The sequence below is a fragment of the Delftia sp. Cs1-4 genome, from assembly GCF_000214395.1.
GTDB lineage: Bacteria > Pseudomonadota > Gammaproteobacteria > Burkholderiales > Burkholderiaceae_C > Comamonas > Comamonas acidovorans.
Window position 1 is genome coordinate 2323490 of record NC_015563.1, and the last position, 14524, is coordinate 2338013.

General features: G+C 68.0%; 14 protein-coding genes. 10 read left to right on the plus strand and 4 right to left on the minus strand.

Features of this window, described 5'->3' with window-relative positions:
* The first annotated feature begins 177 nt into the window (after positions 1–177).
* The 4 genes from DELCS14_RS10295 to DELCS14_RS10310 all read left to right on the plus strand — a co-directional run bounded on the left by DELCS14_RS10295 (position 178) and on the right by DELCS14_RS10310 (position 5424).
* Positions 178–1506 carry an extracellular solute-binding protein gene (locus DELCS14_RS10295; protein ID WP_013801562.1) on the plus strand — a complete coding sequence of 443 codons (1329 nt, stop codon included), beginning with the start codon at positions 178–180 and terminating at the stop codon, positions 1504–1506.
* 85 nt (positions 1507–1591) lie between these two features.
* Positions 1592–3331 (plus strand): iron ABC transporter permease, encoded by a 1740-nt coding sequence (locus DELCS14_RS10300; RefSeq protein WP_013801563.1) that lies wholly within the window; start codon positions 1592–1594, stop codon positions 3329–3331.
* 12 nt (positions 3332–3343) lie between these two features.
* Positions 3344–4429, plus strand: coding sequence for an ABC transporter ATP-binding protein (locus DELCS14_RS10305; protein ID WP_170962126.1), 1086 nt, complete (start codon positions 3344–3346; stop codon positions 4427–4429).
* An 83-nt stretch (positions 4430–4512) separates the two neighbouring features.
* Positions 4513–5424 (plus strand): LysR family transcriptional regulator, encoded by a 912-nt coding sequence (locus DELCS14_RS10310; protein ID WP_013801564.1) that lies wholly within the window; start codon positions 4513–4515, stop codon positions 5422–5424.
* On the opposite strand, the gene DELCS14_RS10315 is transcribed toward DELCS14_RS10310, so the two are convergent.
* Positions 5397–6044 carry a TetR/AcrR family transcriptional regulator gene (locus DELCS14_RS10315; RefSeq protein ID WP_013801565.1) on the minus strand — a complete coding sequence of 216 codons (648 nt, stop codon included), beginning with the start codon at positions 6042–6044 and terminating at the stop codon, positions 5397–5399. The genes DELCS14_RS10310 and DELCS14_RS10315 overlap by 28 nt on opposite strands.
* Before the next feature lie 320 nt (positions 6045–6364).
* On the opposite strand from DELCS14_RS10315, the gene DELCS14_RS10320 reads away from it, so the two are divergent.
* From DELCS14_RS10320 to DELCS14_RS10330, 3 genes are all read left to right on the plus strand, one after another.
* Complete coding sequence (locus DELCS14_RS10320; protein WP_013801566.1) at positions 6365–7789, plus strand: amino acid permease; 1425 nt, start codon at positions 6365–6367, stop codon at positions 7787–7789.
* A gap of 21 nt (positions 7790–7810) precedes the next feature.
* Positions 7811–8905 (plus strand): 4-hydroxyphenylpyruvate dioxygenase, encoded by a 1095-nt coding sequence (gene hppD, locus DELCS14_RS10325; RefSeq protein ID WP_013801567.1) that lies wholly within the window; start codon positions 7811–7813, stop codon positions 8903–8905.
* A 104-nt stretch (positions 8906–9009) separates the two neighbouring features.
* Positions 9010–10071 carry an aldo/keto reductase gene (locus tag DELCS14_RS10330; RefSeq protein ID WP_043795938.1) on the plus strand — a complete coding sequence of 354 codons (1062 nt, stop codon included), beginning with the start codon at positions 9010–9012 and terminating at the stop codon, positions 10069–10071.
* A 37-nt stretch (positions 10072–10108) separates the two neighbouring features.
* On the opposite strand, the gene DELCS14_RS10335 is transcribed toward DELCS14_RS10330, so the two are convergent.
* The 3 genes from DELCS14_RS10335 to DELCS14_RS10345 are packed head-to-tail and all read right to left on the minus strand — an operon-like array spanning position 10109 to position 11489.
* Positions 10109–10726, minus strand: a complete 618-nt coding sequence (locus DELCS14_RS10335) for a hypothetical protein (protein ID WP_043795941.1) — start codon at positions 10724–10726, stop codon at positions 10109–10111.
* The gene (locus DELCS14_RS10340) at positions 10723–10938 is read right to left on the minus strand and encodes a helix-turn-helix transcriptional regulator (protein ID WP_013801570.1); all 216 of its coding nucleotides are present in this window, start codon (positions 10936–10938) and stop codon (positions 10723–10725) included. Before DELCS14_RS10340 ends, DELCS14_RS10335 begins: the two co-directional genes overlap by 4 nt.
* A gap of 2 nt (positions 10939–10940) precedes the next feature.
* A complete protein-coding gene (locus tag DELCS14_RS10345) occupies positions 10941–11489 on the minus strand; it encodes a DUF2975 domain-containing protein (RefSeq protein ID WP_013801571.1) in 549 nt (182 codons plus the stop codon).
* A 57-nt stretch (positions 11490–11546) separates the two neighbouring features.
* Here DELCS14_RS10345 and ybaK point away from each other — a divergent pair, with 57 nt between their 5' ends.
* The 3 genes from ybaK (at position 11547) to DELCS14_RS10360 (ending at position 14521) form a co-directional block, all read left to right on the plus strand.
* Positions 11547–12041, plus strand: coding sequence for a Cys-tRNA(Pro) deacylase (gene ybaK / locus DELCS14_RS10350; protein ID WP_012206589.1), 495 nt, complete (start codon positions 11547–11549; stop codon positions 12039–12041).
* A 168-nt stretch (positions 12042–12209) separates the two neighbouring features.
* On the plus strand, positions 12210–12890 hold the full coding sequence (gene plsY, locus DELCS14_RS10355) for a glycerol-3-phosphate 1-O-acyltransferase PlsY (protein WP_013801572.1): 681 nt from the start codon (positions 12210–12212) through the stop codon (positions 12888–12890).
* 98 nt (positions 12891–12988) lie between these two features.
* Positions 12989–14521 carry a DUF4178 domain-containing protein gene (locus DELCS14_RS10360; protein WP_013801573.1) on the plus strand — a complete coding sequence of 511 codons (1533 nt, stop codon included), beginning with the start codon at positions 12989–12991 and terminating at the stop codon, positions 14519–14521.
* The last annotated feature ends 3 nt before the right edge of the window (positions 14522–14524 follow it).

A 14524-nucleotide genomic window follows, 5' to 3' on the forward strand; every position in this document is an offset into this window, starting at 1 on the left:
GACTGAGGCTGCTGGCATGGTCTTTGTGCTCTTTGCCGTGCTTGTGTTTTCGCGCCGGGTTAACCCGAGCGCCGCCGCCGCTGATGCACGGCATCAGAAACAATGATTGGCCGGCCGGGCCGGCGCTGCCTACAGTGGGTTGCAGATTGACCGCACAACAACCCGAAGGAGACAGCAATGCAGCAACGCAGATGGCTGACGGCCGCCATGGCCGCAGGATTGTGGGGCGCCGCCATGGCGGCCCAGGCCGGCACGGTGACGGTGCTGACCTCGTTTCCCAAGGAGCTGACCACGGCCTACCAGAAGGCCTTCGAGGCGGCCAATCCGGGGATCAAGATCGAGATCCTGAACAAGAACACCACGGCCGCCGTGGCCTATGTGCGCGAGCTGCCCGAGGGCCAGCGGCCCGACATCATGTGGGCCAGCGCCCCCGATGCCTTCGAGGTGCTGGCGCGCAACAAGCTGCTGACCGCCGCGCCCGAGACGCGCAATCCGGCCGCGCCCGCCAAGATCGGCAACTACCCGCTCAACGACCCGCAGGGCCTGTACTACGGCCAGGCGCTGGCCGGCTACGGAATCATGTGGAACACGCGCTACCTGAAGGCGCACAAGCTGGCGGCGCCCAAGGAGTGGAGCGATCTGACGCGGCCCGAGTACTTCGGCCACATCGCCATCTCCTCGCCCTCGCGCTCGGGCACCACGCAGTTGACGGTGGAGACCATCCTGCAGGGCGAGGGCTGGGACAAGGGCTGGCGCCAGCTGCTGTCCATGATGGGCAATGCCGCCGCCGTGACCGATCGCAGCTTTGCCGTGCCCGATGGCGTGAACAACGGCCAGTACGGCATAGGCATCGTGATCGATTTCTTCGGGCTGGCGGGCAAGTACTCGGGCTTCCCGGTGGACTTCGCCTATCCGGCGATGACGGCCGTGGTGCCGGCCAACATCGCGCTGATCGCGGGTGCCAAGAATGCCGATGAGGCGCGCAAGTTCATGGCCTTCACCATGTCGGTGCCGGGCCAGCAGCTGCTGTTCGACCCCAAGATCAGCCGCCTGCCCATCCTGCCCTACAGCCAGCTCAAGGCGCCGGCCGGCTACCCCGTGCCGCAGGAGGTGGCGCAGCGCGCCAAGGTGCAGTTCGATGCCAACCTGTCCGAGTCGCGCTACGCCGTGGTGATCAGCCTGTTCGACCAGATGGTGACCTTCCGCCTCAAGGAACTGCAGGCGGCCACGCGCGCCATCCAGGAGGCGCACAAGGCCCTGCAGGCCAAGCCCAATGCCAAGGGGCAGGAGCTGCTGGCGCAGGCGCGCGACATCGCCTACTCGCCGCTGGTGGGCGAAGCCAATGTGAAGGACGAGCAGTTCCTGGAGCTGTTCCGCAAGAGCCGGCGCGACGTGGCCGTGTCCAAGGAGCTGACGGGCCTGGAGCAGATGTGGGCCGACAAGGCGCGTGCCAACTACGAGCGCGCAGGCAAGCTGGCGGCCGAGGCGCGCGGCCTGGCGCGGTAGGCGGCGTGGTAGGTGGCGCAGGGGCCCGGCACCGGGCGCCTGCATGCACTCCCCTTGACAGTCTCTTTCGCTGCGGAGCATTCGCATGAGCATCGATTCCATGGCGGCGCCCGGCGCCGCCCCCCTTGCTGCGCGCGCACGGCGCATTCCGTCGGGCTGGGGGCCGTGGCTGGCCTTCGCGCTGATCCTGGCCTTTTTGCTGGCCTTTCTCATCGTGCCCGTGGGCATGGTGGTCTACACCGCCTTCGTCAATGAGGGCGGCGGGCTCACGCTGGGGCACTTCGGCAATTTCTTCGGCCAGAGCGTCTTCCGCGAGTCGTTCTTCAACAGCCTGGGCGTGTCCCTGGCCAGCGTGTTCTTCGCCAGCCTGATCGCCGTGCCGCTGGCCTACCTGACCGTGCGCTTCGAGTTCCGGGGCGCGCTGCTGATACAGACGCTGGGCGTGCTGCCGCTGATCATGCCGCCCTTCGTGGGGGCGGTGGCGCTGCAGCTGATCTTCGGGCGCAGCGGCTCGGTCAACCTGCTGCTGGACGACTGGTTCGGCTTCACCGTGCCCATCATGGAGGGGCTGACGGGCGTGATCTTCGTGGAGAGCATCCACTACTTCCCGTTCATCTTGCTCAACCTCGTGGCGGCCATGCGCAATATCGACGGGGCCATGGAGGAGTCGGCGCTGAACCTGGGCTCGCGTGGTTTCCGGCTGTTCCGGCGCGTGATCTTTCCGCTGGCCATGCCCGGCTACCTGGCGGGCGCGGCCCTGGTGTTCGTCAAGGTGTTCGACGACCTGGGCACGCCGCTGGTGATGGGCGTGACCAATATGCTGGCGCCCCAGGCCTATCTGCGCATCACTTCGGTGGGGCTCGATGATCCGCTGGGCTATGTGATCAGCGTGATCATGATCGCGTTCTCCATCGTCGCCCTGTGGCTGGCCGCGCGGGTGATGAAGGGCAAGGACTACGCCACCTTGCAAAAGGGCGGCAGCGCGCTGCAAAAGCGCCGGCTGTCGGCCTGGGAGGCGCTGCTGGCCTATGGCTGGATCGCCCTGGTGCTGCTGGTGGTGCTGGCGCCGCACATCGGCATCTTGCTGATGTCGTTCTCCAAGGTCTGGAGCTTCTCGGTGCTGCCCGACAGCTACACGCTGGAGCACTACGCCACGGTGTTCACCGACTCGGGCTACATGATCGGCAACACGCTGCTGTACTGCCTGATGGCGGCGGGCATCGACGTGGTGATCGGCACCGCCATCGCCTACCTGATCCTGCGCACCCGGCTGCCTGCCCGGCAGTGGCTGGACTACCTGGCCTCGGTGGCGCTGGCGATTCCGGGGCTGGTGCTGGCCATCGGCTACCTGCGGCTGTTCAAGGGCGTGAATCTGCCCTTCACCGACACACCCATCGTCACGACCTGGGTGCTGATCATGCTGGCCTATGCGGTGCGGCGGCTGCCGTATGCGCTGCGCTCGTGCATGGCGGCGCTGCAGCAGGTGCACATCTCGCTGGAGGAGGCCGCGCAAAGCCTGGGCGCGGGCCGCACCAGCGTGATACGGCGCGTGATGGTGCCGCTGATGGCCGGCGGCATCCTGGCCGGCTTCGTCACCAGCTTCATCACGGCGGCCGTGGAGCTGTCGGCCACCATCATGCTGGCCTCGGCCCAGAGCCAGGCGCCCATGAGCTACGGCATCTACCTGTACATGCAAAGCATCTCGGGGCGCGGGCCCGGTGCGGCATTGGGCGTGCTGGCCGTGGTCGTGGTCGGCCTGGGCACGTATTTCTCGCACCGCTTCGTGGAGCGCTCGCGCGCCACCGTGCAATCGACTTCGGAGTGAAACGCCATGCACCTGGACCCTGTCTCCCTCGAATGCAGGCACATCAGCCTGAGCTACGGCAGCAACGAAGTGCTGCGCGACGTTAACCTCAAGATCGAGCCCGGCGAGTTCTTCGCGCTGCTGGGGCCTTCGGGCTCGGGCAAGTCCACGCTGCTGCGGCTGATCGCGGGTTTCAACCGGCACCAGCGCGGCGAGCTGCTGGTGGGCGGGCAGGACATCACGGGCGTGCCGCCGCATGCGCGCAACATCGGCATGGTGTTCCAGAACTACGCGCTGTGGCCGCACATGACGGTGTACGACAACGTGGCCTTCGGCCTGGTCGAGCGCCGCGAAAGCCGCGACACCATCCGCCGCAAGGTGGGCGAGGTGCTGGAGCTGGTGGGCCTGTCGCAGTACGCGCAGCGCCGCCCGGGCCAGCTGTCGGGCGGGCAGCAGCAGCGCGTGGCGCTGGCGCGCACCGTGGTCATCGCGCCCAAGCTGCTGCTGCTGGACGAGCCGCTGTCCAACCTCGACAAGCAGCTGCGCGTGCAGATGCGCGAGGAACTGCGCAGCCTGCAGCGCAAGCTGGGCCTGACCACCATCTTCGTCACCCACGACCAGGAGGAGGCCATGACCACGGCCGACCGCATGGCCGTGCTGGACAAGGGCGTGCTGCAGCAGGTGGGCTCGGCGGCCGGGCTGTACGACTATCCGGCCAACCGCTTCGTGGCGGGCTTTGTCGGCACGGCCAATGTGCTGGAGGGCGAGGTGCTGCCAACGATAGGCGAGTCGCTGGTCTTCAAGGTGCCGGGCCTGGGCACGCTGACCCTGCCGCGCCCGGCCCAGCCGCCCGTGCCAGGGCGCGCGGCGCTGGCCTTCCGGCCGCACCAGGTGCAGATTGCGGTGCGCGACGATGCGGGCGATGCCTCGCGCGTGTGGGTGGAAGGGCAGATCGAGAGCGCCGAATTCCTGGGCGAGTTCTCGCGCTACCGCGTGCGCGTGGGCGAGGTGGCCGTGGTCGCCGACCAGGCGCACTACGCGGGCATTGCCATGTTCCCCATGGGCATGCCGGTGCGCCTGGGCATCGAGCCCACGCAGCTGCGCTACCTCGATGAGTGAACGATGAGACGGCTAGGGATGTTCCCTGAAACCCGGGCCTGCCCGGGCCGCAGGCCCTGGCGCCTGCGCTAGGCTGGCCGCCCATGGAGATGTATCAGCTGCGCGCCTACGTCACGGCGGCCACGCTGGGCAGCGTCACGCGCACGGCCGAGGCCCTGCACCTGACGCAGCCCGCCATCACGGCCCAGATCAAGGCGCTGGAGGAGGAGCTGGGCGTGGCGCTGTTCGACCGGCGCCCGGGCCGCATCAGCCTCACGCGGGCTGGCGAGGCCCTGATGGAGCCCGCCCGGCAGGTGCTGGATGCGGCAGGACGCCTGCAGGGCCAGGCCCGCGAGCTGCAGGGCGAGATCACCGGCCAGCTGCTGCTGGGCACGGTGGCCGACCCCGAGGCGCTGCGCCTGGGCTCGCTGCTGCATGGCCTGGTGGAGGCGCTGCCGCTGCTGGACATCAAGACACGCCAGGGCTGGGCCGAGGAGTTGCGCGCGCAGGTCGCGGCCGGCGGCCTGCAGGGCGCGTTCTACATCGGCGCCCACATGCCGCGCGACCTGGGCGCGCTGGTGCTGCAGACACTGCACTACCGCGTGGCGGCGCCGCCCGCGCTGCGCGAGCGCGTCCTGCAATCGGGCTGGAAGGACCTGGCGCAACTGCCCTGGATCGGCGCGCCCGCGCAGCACCATGAGCAGGCCCTGCTGCTGGCGCTGTTCGCCCGCCAGGGGCTGAGCCCCAATCAGATCGTGGAAAGCGATGCCGCCGCCGCGCCCGAGAGCCTGGTGCGCGCCGGCCTGGGCCTGGCGCTGCTGCGCGAGGACCGCGCCCTGGCCGCGGCCGAGCATGGCTGCGTGGCCATCTGGCCGCATGCGCGCGTGTCGGCGCAGCTGGGCTTCATCCACCCGCGCGAGGCCGAGCACGATCCGGCCCTGGTGGCCACGCTGTCGCAACTGCGCAGGGTCTGGGGGCTGACCGAGGTTCAGGCGGCGCCGCCGCCGCCGGCCTGAGGGGTGCCTGCCTGGACGATGGCCTCGACCAGGGCATCGAGGCTGCCCTGGCGCTCCTGCTCGCCCACCTCGAACAGCTCCAGCACGCCGGTGCCGCGCAGGATGGCGAAGGCCATGGCCGCAAAGCCCTGGGGACGGGGATGGTGGGCCGCGATCTCGGGGAAGACGTCCAGGAAGCGGGTGTAGAACACGCTGTCCACATGTACCCGGCGCGCGTCCACGCGGTCGAACAGCGAGGGGGAGGCCTTGCAGCCGAAGAACATGCTCCAGGCTGCCTGGTAGTTGGCCGCGCCGAAGATGTTGTCCCAGGCCAGGGTGACGAAGGTCTGTGCACGCTCGCGCAGGGGCAGGGCCTTGTCGGGCCAGACCGTGCCCTGGTCGCTCAGCGGCTCCATGACCTCGATGACCAGCCGCTCCATCAGCGCGTCGCGGCTCTCGAAGTGGTGCTGCAGCGCGCCCAGCGACACATCGGCGCCACGCGCGATGGCCTGCAGTGTGGCGCTCTTGAAGCCGCCCTCGCGCAGCAGCGCCAGGGCGGAGTCGATGATCTTGCGTTGCGTTGTCTCCACACGCTCGGTCTGCGGCGTGCGTGCGCGCCGCTGCGTGGCGGACGTCGTCATGTTCTGGGCTCCAGAGGGCAAAAAAATAATAGTAGATTGTTTTTGTTTGTTGCGGGCGTTCAACCGTTGCCGCAGTGCGGCATGGCGGGCGGCAATGCGTCGATCGCCTTCGCTACTCCTTCTTTTTGGGCTTGTCCATAGGGATAAATTACAAGAAATAATAATTTATTGTTTTTTATAGTTGATACCCATCAACAAGGGGCGCACAACGCCCCGCATTCCAACAGGCACCCCACGAGGAGACATTGCCGTGAAGACCACCGAAGTGTTCCAACCCCTGCGCCGCCGCGCGCCTTGCTGAGAGCCGGAGCGCCCCCTTGATGCACAGTTCTTCTTCGCAGGGCCATCTGGAGCGCAGGCTCAAGAACCGCCATATCCAGCTCATCGCGCTGGGCGGCACCATCGGCACGGGCCTGTTCCTGGGCTCGGCCGGCATCATCGAGCTGGCCGGCCCGTCCGTGCTGCTCGGCTACGCCATTGGCGGGCTGATCATCTTTTTCATCATGCGTTTCCTGGGCGAGATGCTGGTCGAGGAGCCCAACGCGGGCTCGTTCAGCTATTTCGCCAACCGCTACCTGGGCCGCTTCGCGGGCTTTCTGGCGGGCTGGAACTGTGTGGCGCTGTATGTGCTCGTGGGCATGCTGGAGCTGACGGCCGCAGGCAAGTTCATCCAGTTCTGGTGGCCCGGCATACCCACCTGGGTGACGGCGGCGGTGTTCTTCGTGCTGATCAACGGCGTGAACTTCATCAACGTCAAGGCCTATGGCGAGTTCGAGTTCTGGTTCGCGCTGATCAAGATCGCGGCCGTGCTGGCCATGATCGCTGCGGGCGTGTATCTGCTGGCCAACGCCGACCGGCCCGAGCAGACCGTGCGCAACCTGTGGACGCACGGCGGCTTCTTCCCCAACGGCCTGTCCGGCCTGGTGATGGCCTTCGCCTTCATCATGTTCGCCTTCGGCGGCGTGGAGATGCTGGGCTTCGCGGCGGCCGAGACCGACCAGCCGCGCATCGTCATCCCCAAGGCCGTGAACCAGCTGATCTACCGCGTGCTGGTGTTCTACATCGGCTCCATGGCCGTGCTGATGTCGCTGATGCCCTGGACGGACCTGCTGGGCCAGCTCAAGGCCGGCGGCGACACCTACAGCAGCAGCCCCTTCGTGCTGGTGTTCTCGGGCCTGGGCGAGAACACGGCCGCCCATCTGCTGAACTTCGTGATCCTCACGGCCACGCTGTCGGTCTACAACAGCATGGTCTACAGCAACAGCCGCCTGCTGTACGGCATGGCCAGCGAAGGCAATGCGCCGCGCTCGCTGATGCAGGTCAACCGCCGCGGCGTGCCGGTGCGGGCCATCGTCTATCCGGCCATCTTCACGGCGCTGGCCATCGTGCTGAACTATGTGGCGCCGGCCGGCGTGCTGGAGTTGCTGATGTCGCTGATCGTGGCGGCCCTGGTGATCACCTGGACCATCATCATCGTGGCGCACTGGCGCTTTCGCCGGGCGCATGTGGCGCGCAAGACCGTGCTGGGCTTTCCCGCACCGGCCGCGCCGCTGACCAACGCCATCTGCCTGGCCGCCATGGCCCTGGTGGTGGGCGTGATGCTGCTGACACCGTCGGTGCGGTCCTCCGCGCTGGCCATTCCGATCTGGGTCCTGGTGGTCTACGGGGCCTATCGCCTCGTGTTCCGCCAACGTCCCACGCCTGTGCTGGAATCCGTACTGGAACCCGCGCACATCCCCCGTTGAAACCTTCAAGGAGAACCAACCATGGCAGACCTGTTCGACAACCCGATGGGCCTGATGGGCTTCGAATTCGTGGAATTCGCGTCGCCCGCGCCCGGCGTGCTGGAGCCGCTGTTCGAGAAGCTGGGCTTCACCCTGGTGGCCAAGCACCGTTCCAAGAACGTGCTGCTGTACCGCCAGGGAGGCATCAACTTCATCATCAACAATGAGCCGGGGCAGGCCGCCTATTTCGCGGCCGAGCACGGCGCCTCGGCCTGCGGCCTGGCCTTCCGCGTCAAGGACGCGCACCAGGCCTACAAGCGTGCGCTGGAGCTGGGCGCGCAGCCGGTGGAGATCCCCACGGGTCCCATGGAGCTGCGCCTGCCGGCCATCAAGGGCATCGGCGGCGCGCCGCTGTACCTGATCGACCGCTTCGACGAAGGCAAGTCCATCTACGACATCGACTTCGAGTTCCTGCCCGGCGTGGACCGCAACCCCAAGGGTCACGGCTTCCACGTGGTGGACCACCTGACGCACAACGTCTACCGCGGCCGCATGACCTACTGGGCGGACTTCTACAGCAAGCTGTTCAATTTCCGCGAGATCCGCTACTTCGACATCTCGGGCGAGTACACCGGCCTGGCCTCCAAGGCCATGACCGCGCCCGACGGCCTGATCCGCATTCCGCTGAACGAGGAATCGCGCCAGGGCGGCGGCCAGATCGAGGAGTTCCTCATGCAGTTCAACGGCGAGGGAATCCAGCACATCGCGCTGCTGACGGACAACCTGCTGGACTCCATCGACCAGCTGCAGATGGCCGGCATTCCGCTGCTGACCGCGCCCAACGACATCTACTACCAGAACCTGGAAGGCCGCCTGCCCGGCCACGGCCAGCCCGTGGGCGAGCTGCAGGCACGCGGCATCCTGCTGGACGGCACGACCGAGGGCGGCCAGCCGCGCCTGCTGCTGCAGATCTTCTCCCAGCCCATGCTGGGCCCCGTGTTCTTCGAGTTCATCGAGCGCAAGGGCAACTACCGCGAGGGCTTCGGCGAAGGCAATTTCAAGGCCCTGTTCGAGTCCATGGAGCGCGACCAGATCAACCGCGGCGTGCTGCAGACCGAGGCACCGCAGGGCGCCTGATCCCGACGGACGCAGCGCGCCCGCCCGGCCCTGGCCGGGTGGGCGCGCTGTCGTCAGGGTAAACACGGGCGGCCCTACACTCGGTGCCCATGAATTCCCCCTCCATGCAACCGGTGGCGCTCGGTCAAAGCGCATTGCAAGTCAGCCCCATCTGCCTGGGCACCATGACGTTCGGCGAGCAGGTCGGCGAGGCCGAGGCCTTCGCCATCATGGACCGCGCGCTGGAGCGCGGCGTGGACTTCTTCGACACGGCCGAGATGTATGCCGTGCCCGCACGCGCCGAAACCTGCGGCGCCACCGAAACCATCATCGGCCGCTGGTTCGCCCAGCGCCCCGGCGCGCGCGCCAAGGTCGTGCTGGCCACCAAGGTGGCCGGTCCTTCGCGGGGCATGCCCTGGGTGCGCGAGGGCAAGGGCATGACGGCGGCCGACATCGCCGCCTCCTGCGAAGGCAGCCTGCGCCGCCTGGGCACGGACGTGATCGACCTCTACCAGATCCACTGGCCCGAGCGCAATGTGCCGGCCTTCGGCCAGCTGTACTACGACCCGGCCAAGGAAAGCTCGCAGACCGGCATCCACGAGCAGCTCGAGGCGCTGGGCCGCCTGGTCCGTGAAGGCAAGGTGCGCCACATCGGCCTGTCCAACGAAACGCCCTGGGGCGTGCACGAATTCGTGCGCCTGGCCGAGCAGCACGGCCTGCCGCGCGTGGCCTCGGTGCAAAACGCCTACTGCCTGCTGAACCGCAGCTGGGAAAACGGCATGGACGAAAGCTGCCACCGCCTGGGCGTGTCACTGCTGGCCTATTCGCCGCTGGCCTTCGGCCTGCTCACGGGCAAGTTCGACGTGCATGCACCCACCGATCCCGCAGCGCCGCAGGCCGCACGCATTGCGCGCTACGAGTCCGTGCGCAAGCAGCGCTGGGGCCGGCCCGAAGCCCTGGCCGCCGCGCGCCGCTACAACGCGCTGGCGCGCGAGCATGGCATGACGCCCACGCAGCTGGCGCTGGCGTTTTGCTACACCAAGTGGCAGGTGGCCAGCACCATCATCGGCGTGACCTCGGTGGCCCAGCTCGATGAGGACCTGAACGCCTGGGGCACGCAACTGTCGCCCGAACTGCTGTCGGCCATCGACGCCATCCGCTGGGAAGTGCGCGACCCTGCGCAATAGGCCTCAGCCCTGCGCAATAGGCCTCGGCCCCGCGCCTTCAGCGGCTGCACTCGCCTTTGAGCGCAGCGGCCGCCAGCATGGGCAGGCTCAGCAGGCCCATGCCGCCGCCCTTGAACTCGCCCTTCATGCAATCGCCCTGGGCGGCCTCGCGCATGCCGCTGGCCAGCGGGTCCTCGCGCTGCGCAGGGATCTGGGGCCTGACCAGGCCTTGCCGGGCCGCCGACTGCACGGCCTCGCGGCCTGCGGCCGAGTCCAGCAGGCGGCCCATGGCCCTGGCGCTGCGCGCGGTGTCCGGGACGGCCTCGGTGTCGGCGGGGACAGGCGCTTGCGGCGCGGCGGCTGTCGCGGCCTGCTCCGTGGCCTTTGCAGCCCCTGCGCCTTGCCTTGAAGGCGGTGCGACGGCGGCGGTGTCCGGCCGTCGCGTAGGCGGGGACGCGGGCGCCGGTCCGGGCCGGGCAGCCGCTGGAGCAGGAGAGGGGGCCGGCGTCGGCGTCGAAGTCGGCGTCTCGACCCAGACCACCTGAAGGCGGTGCGCCTCGGCCTGCCCGGTGCCGGGCCGCGCAATGTCCGGGGCCAGACCCTGCCACAGCAGCGCCCCGTGCAGCAGCAGCGACAGCAGCAGGCCCGCGATCAGTCGCAGCCGTCCGCTGCTCAAGCCTCGGGCCCTGCCACCCATTCCAGCAGGTCGCCGGGCTGGCACTGCAGTGCCTCGCAGATGCGCTCCAGCGTGTCGAAGCGCACGCCGCGCACCTTGCCGCTCTTGAGCAGTGAAATGTTCTGTTCGGTGATGCCGACCATCTCGGCCAGTTCGCGCGAACGCATCTTGCGGCGCGCCAGCATCACATCGAGGTGGACGATGATGGGCATGCTCAGACGAATCCCGCGTTCTCGTCGGCGATGCGCCGCGCCTGCAGCATCACATGGGCGATGGAGACCAGCACCACGCCGAGCAGGACCAGCAGGCCATCGTGCCAGTACAGGCCCAGCGTGACGAAGCGCTGCCCCGGCGGATTGCCCATGCTGGCCGCCACCGACATCAGCGCGCGCGTGAAGGGCAGGGCCAGCGCGCCCGCCAGCACCGTCCAGGCAAAGCGCATCAGGGCGTGCTGCGCCTGCTGGCCGAAGACACGGCCCTGCAGATACTCGCCGAACAGTGTCCACAACTGGCGCAGCGCATAAAGGCCGCAGCCCACGGGCAGCAGGCTGACCAGTGCGGTGCGCCAGCGCGCAGCCATGTCCAGCGGCTGGCCGGGCGGCATGCCCAGCAGGCCTTCCGCCTGGCCCGAAAGATCTTGCGGCGACAGCAGGGCGGCTGCCGGCAGGGCCAGCAGCGCGACGGCACCGAGGGCAATCAGGATGCGCGCCGCCTGGGAGTGGCGCCTCAGGGCGTTTCCCGCGGCGTGGGGCGTATAGTTCATGGCACAGCCTTGTATTGATGAATCGATAAAAAATTATTGTAAAACGATAAAAAATTCATGTCCAAGAAAAACTCTCATGTCAGCGAGACACCGGCCACGCAGCTGCTGCGCGCCCACAAGGTGGAGTTCACCGAGCACCCCTATGAGTACCTGGAACACGGCGGCACCGAGCACAGCGCGGCCAGCCTGGGCCTGGACGAGCACATGGTGGTCAAGACCCTGGTGATGCAGGACCAGGACGCCAGGCCGCTGATCGTGCTCATGCACGGCGACTGCAAGGTTTCCACCAAGAACCTGGCACGGCAGATCGGCGCCAAGAGCGTGGAGCCCTGCAAGCCCGAAGTCGCCAACCGCCACAGCGGCTACCTGGTCGGCGGCACCTCGCCCTTCGGCACGCGCCGCGACATGCCGGTCTATATCGAAGAGAGCATCCTGGCGCTGCCGCGCATCGCCATCAACGGCGGGCGCCGGGGCTTTCTGGTGCAGCTGGACCCGCAGGTCTGCGTGCAGCTGCTGGATGCACGGCCCGTGCACTGCGCGCTGGCAGAATAGATGCCCTGAAGAAATGAACATGACTTGCGCACACGGGAAGGCGGCCACCGCCTCCAACGGGTTCGCGCAGGTCCTGATGAAAAACATGTGTCGGCGATCAGGGAGGGCGGGCCATCATGGCCGGCCGGATCGCGCGCCGGCGCTCCACAGACCGGCCAAGGACTTCAATTGAACGCGCTCTACCCCCTTCTCGCCACCGTGGCGGCCTACCTGATCGGCTCGCTGTCGTTCGCCGTCATCGTCAGCCGGGCCATGGGCCTGAATGATCCGCGCACCTACGGCAGCGGCAACCCCGGCGCCACCAATGTGCTGCGTTCCGGCAGCAAGGCGGCCGCAGCCGTGACCCTGTTGCTGGATGCGGCCAAGGGCTGGCTGCCCGTGGCCCTGGTGCAATGGTTCGGCAGCCGCTTCGGCCTGGGCGACGGCACGGTGGCCATGGTGGCGCTGGCCGCCTTCCTGGGCCACCTGTACCCGGTGTTCTTCCGCTTCAAGGGCGGCAAGGGCGTGGCCACGGCCCTGGGCGTGCTGCTGGGCATCAGCGTCTGGCTGGGCCTGGCGGTGGCGCTGACCTGGCTGATCATTGCCGTGTTCTTCCGCTATTCCTCGCTGGCGGCCCTGGTGGCCTCCGTGTTCGCCCCCGTCTACTACCTCCTGTGCAGTGGCGTGGTCTGGTATGCCGAGACGCCGATTGCCGCCGCCATCGTCGCCATGGCGGCCCTGCTGATCTGGCGCCACCGCGAGAACATCCAGCGCCTGATGGCCGGCAAGGAATCCAGGCTGGGCAGCAAGAAGGCCGACCCGGCAGCCGCCGCGGCCAAGCCCGGCACGGCCAAAGGCAAGCCGCATTGACCGCCGCCGCCGCGCTGCGCTCCACGGGCGCAGCTTGCGTGAATGGCGTGGCCGGCCAGCCGCGCTCCAGGCCCTCTCACCACTGACGACCTTCCCACATGGCATCGAGTCCATCGCAGCGCGTCTACCGCGCACCTTGCCCCGGCTGCGGCGCGCCCGTGGAATTTTCCAGCGCCCAGGCCAGCTACGCCGTCTGCGAGTTCTGCCGCAGCACCGTGGTGCGCCAGGGCGATGTGCTGCAGCGCCGCGGCTCCATGGCCGAGGTCTTCGAGGACTACAGCCCCCTGCGCATCGGCGCCACGGGCCAGATGCTGCGCAACGGCAAGCCCGAGCACTTCACCCTGGTCGGGCGGCTGCAGCTCAAGAGCGAGGCGGGCGCCTGGAGCGAATGGGTGGCCGCGTTCAGCGATGGTGCGCTGGGCTTTCTGAGCGAGGACAACGGCCAGTTCGTCTGGTCCTGGCCCTGGGAGGCCGAGGCCCTGCGCAACGGGCCGTTCAAGGCCTCCGACTGGCTGCTGGGCTCGCAGCGCGTGCTCGGCGGCAAGAGCTTCACGGTCAGCAGCGTGCAGAACGCGCGGCTGGTATCGGCCCAGGGCGAACTGGCGCAGCTTCCCGAGCCCGGCACGCCGTACCGGCTGGTGGAGCTGCGCAGCGAGCAGGGCCAGGTCCTGTCCGTGGACTTCTCGGCCCAGCCGCCTGCGCTAAGCCTGGGCGAACGCGTGGTGCTGGACGACCTCAGGCTGCAGGGCCTGCGCGACGGCGCCTCGATCAAGGGCGAGCAGGGCCGGCATTTCAACTGCCCCAAGTGCGGCGCCGTGGTGCCTGTGCGCTTTTCCACCACCAAGAGCCTGAGCTGCCCCAGTTGTGGATCGCTGGTGGACCTGAGCCAGGGCATTGGCAAGGAACTGTCCTATGCCGAACAGAACGAGCCCGTGCGCCCCGCCATCCCCCTGGGCAGCAAGGGCGCATTGGAAGGCCTGCAATGGCAGGTGGTGGGCTTTCAGCACCGCATGGGCGAGGAGGCCGGCGACGACGAGAGCTTTGGCTGGGAGGAATACCTGCTGTTCAGCCAGAAGGCCGGCTTCGCCTTCCTGGTCGATTCCTCCGATGGCTGGAGCGTGGCCCGCGTGACCACGGGCGTGCCCAAGCTCTCCAAGAACCGCAGCACGGCCAAGTACATGGGCCGGCAGTACCAGCTTGAATCGCGCTACACGGCCGAGACCACCTACGCTTTGGGCGAGTTCTACTGGCCCGTGCAGCGCGGCCAGACCACGCGCAATGTGGACTATGTGAGCGCAGGCGCGCAGAACAAGGCCTTCCTGGCCAGCGAGACCGAGAACGGCGAGACCACCTGGTCGCATGGCAGCGCCGTCTCGGCCACCACGCTGGCCACGGCCTTCGGCCTCAAGCAGCTGCGGGACCGCTCGCAGGTCGGCGTGATGTCGGGCAGCCGCTTCGGCCTGTGGACCATCGTCATCGGCGTGGTCATCCTGTGGCTGGTGTTCGTCATGCTGCGCGGCTGCATGTCGCGCCCGAACTGCAACCCGAACACCGATCCCAACTGCAACAGCTACACCCGCAGCAGCGGCGGCTCCTGGGGTGGCTACACCTCGGGCGGCAGCCACAAGTAAACA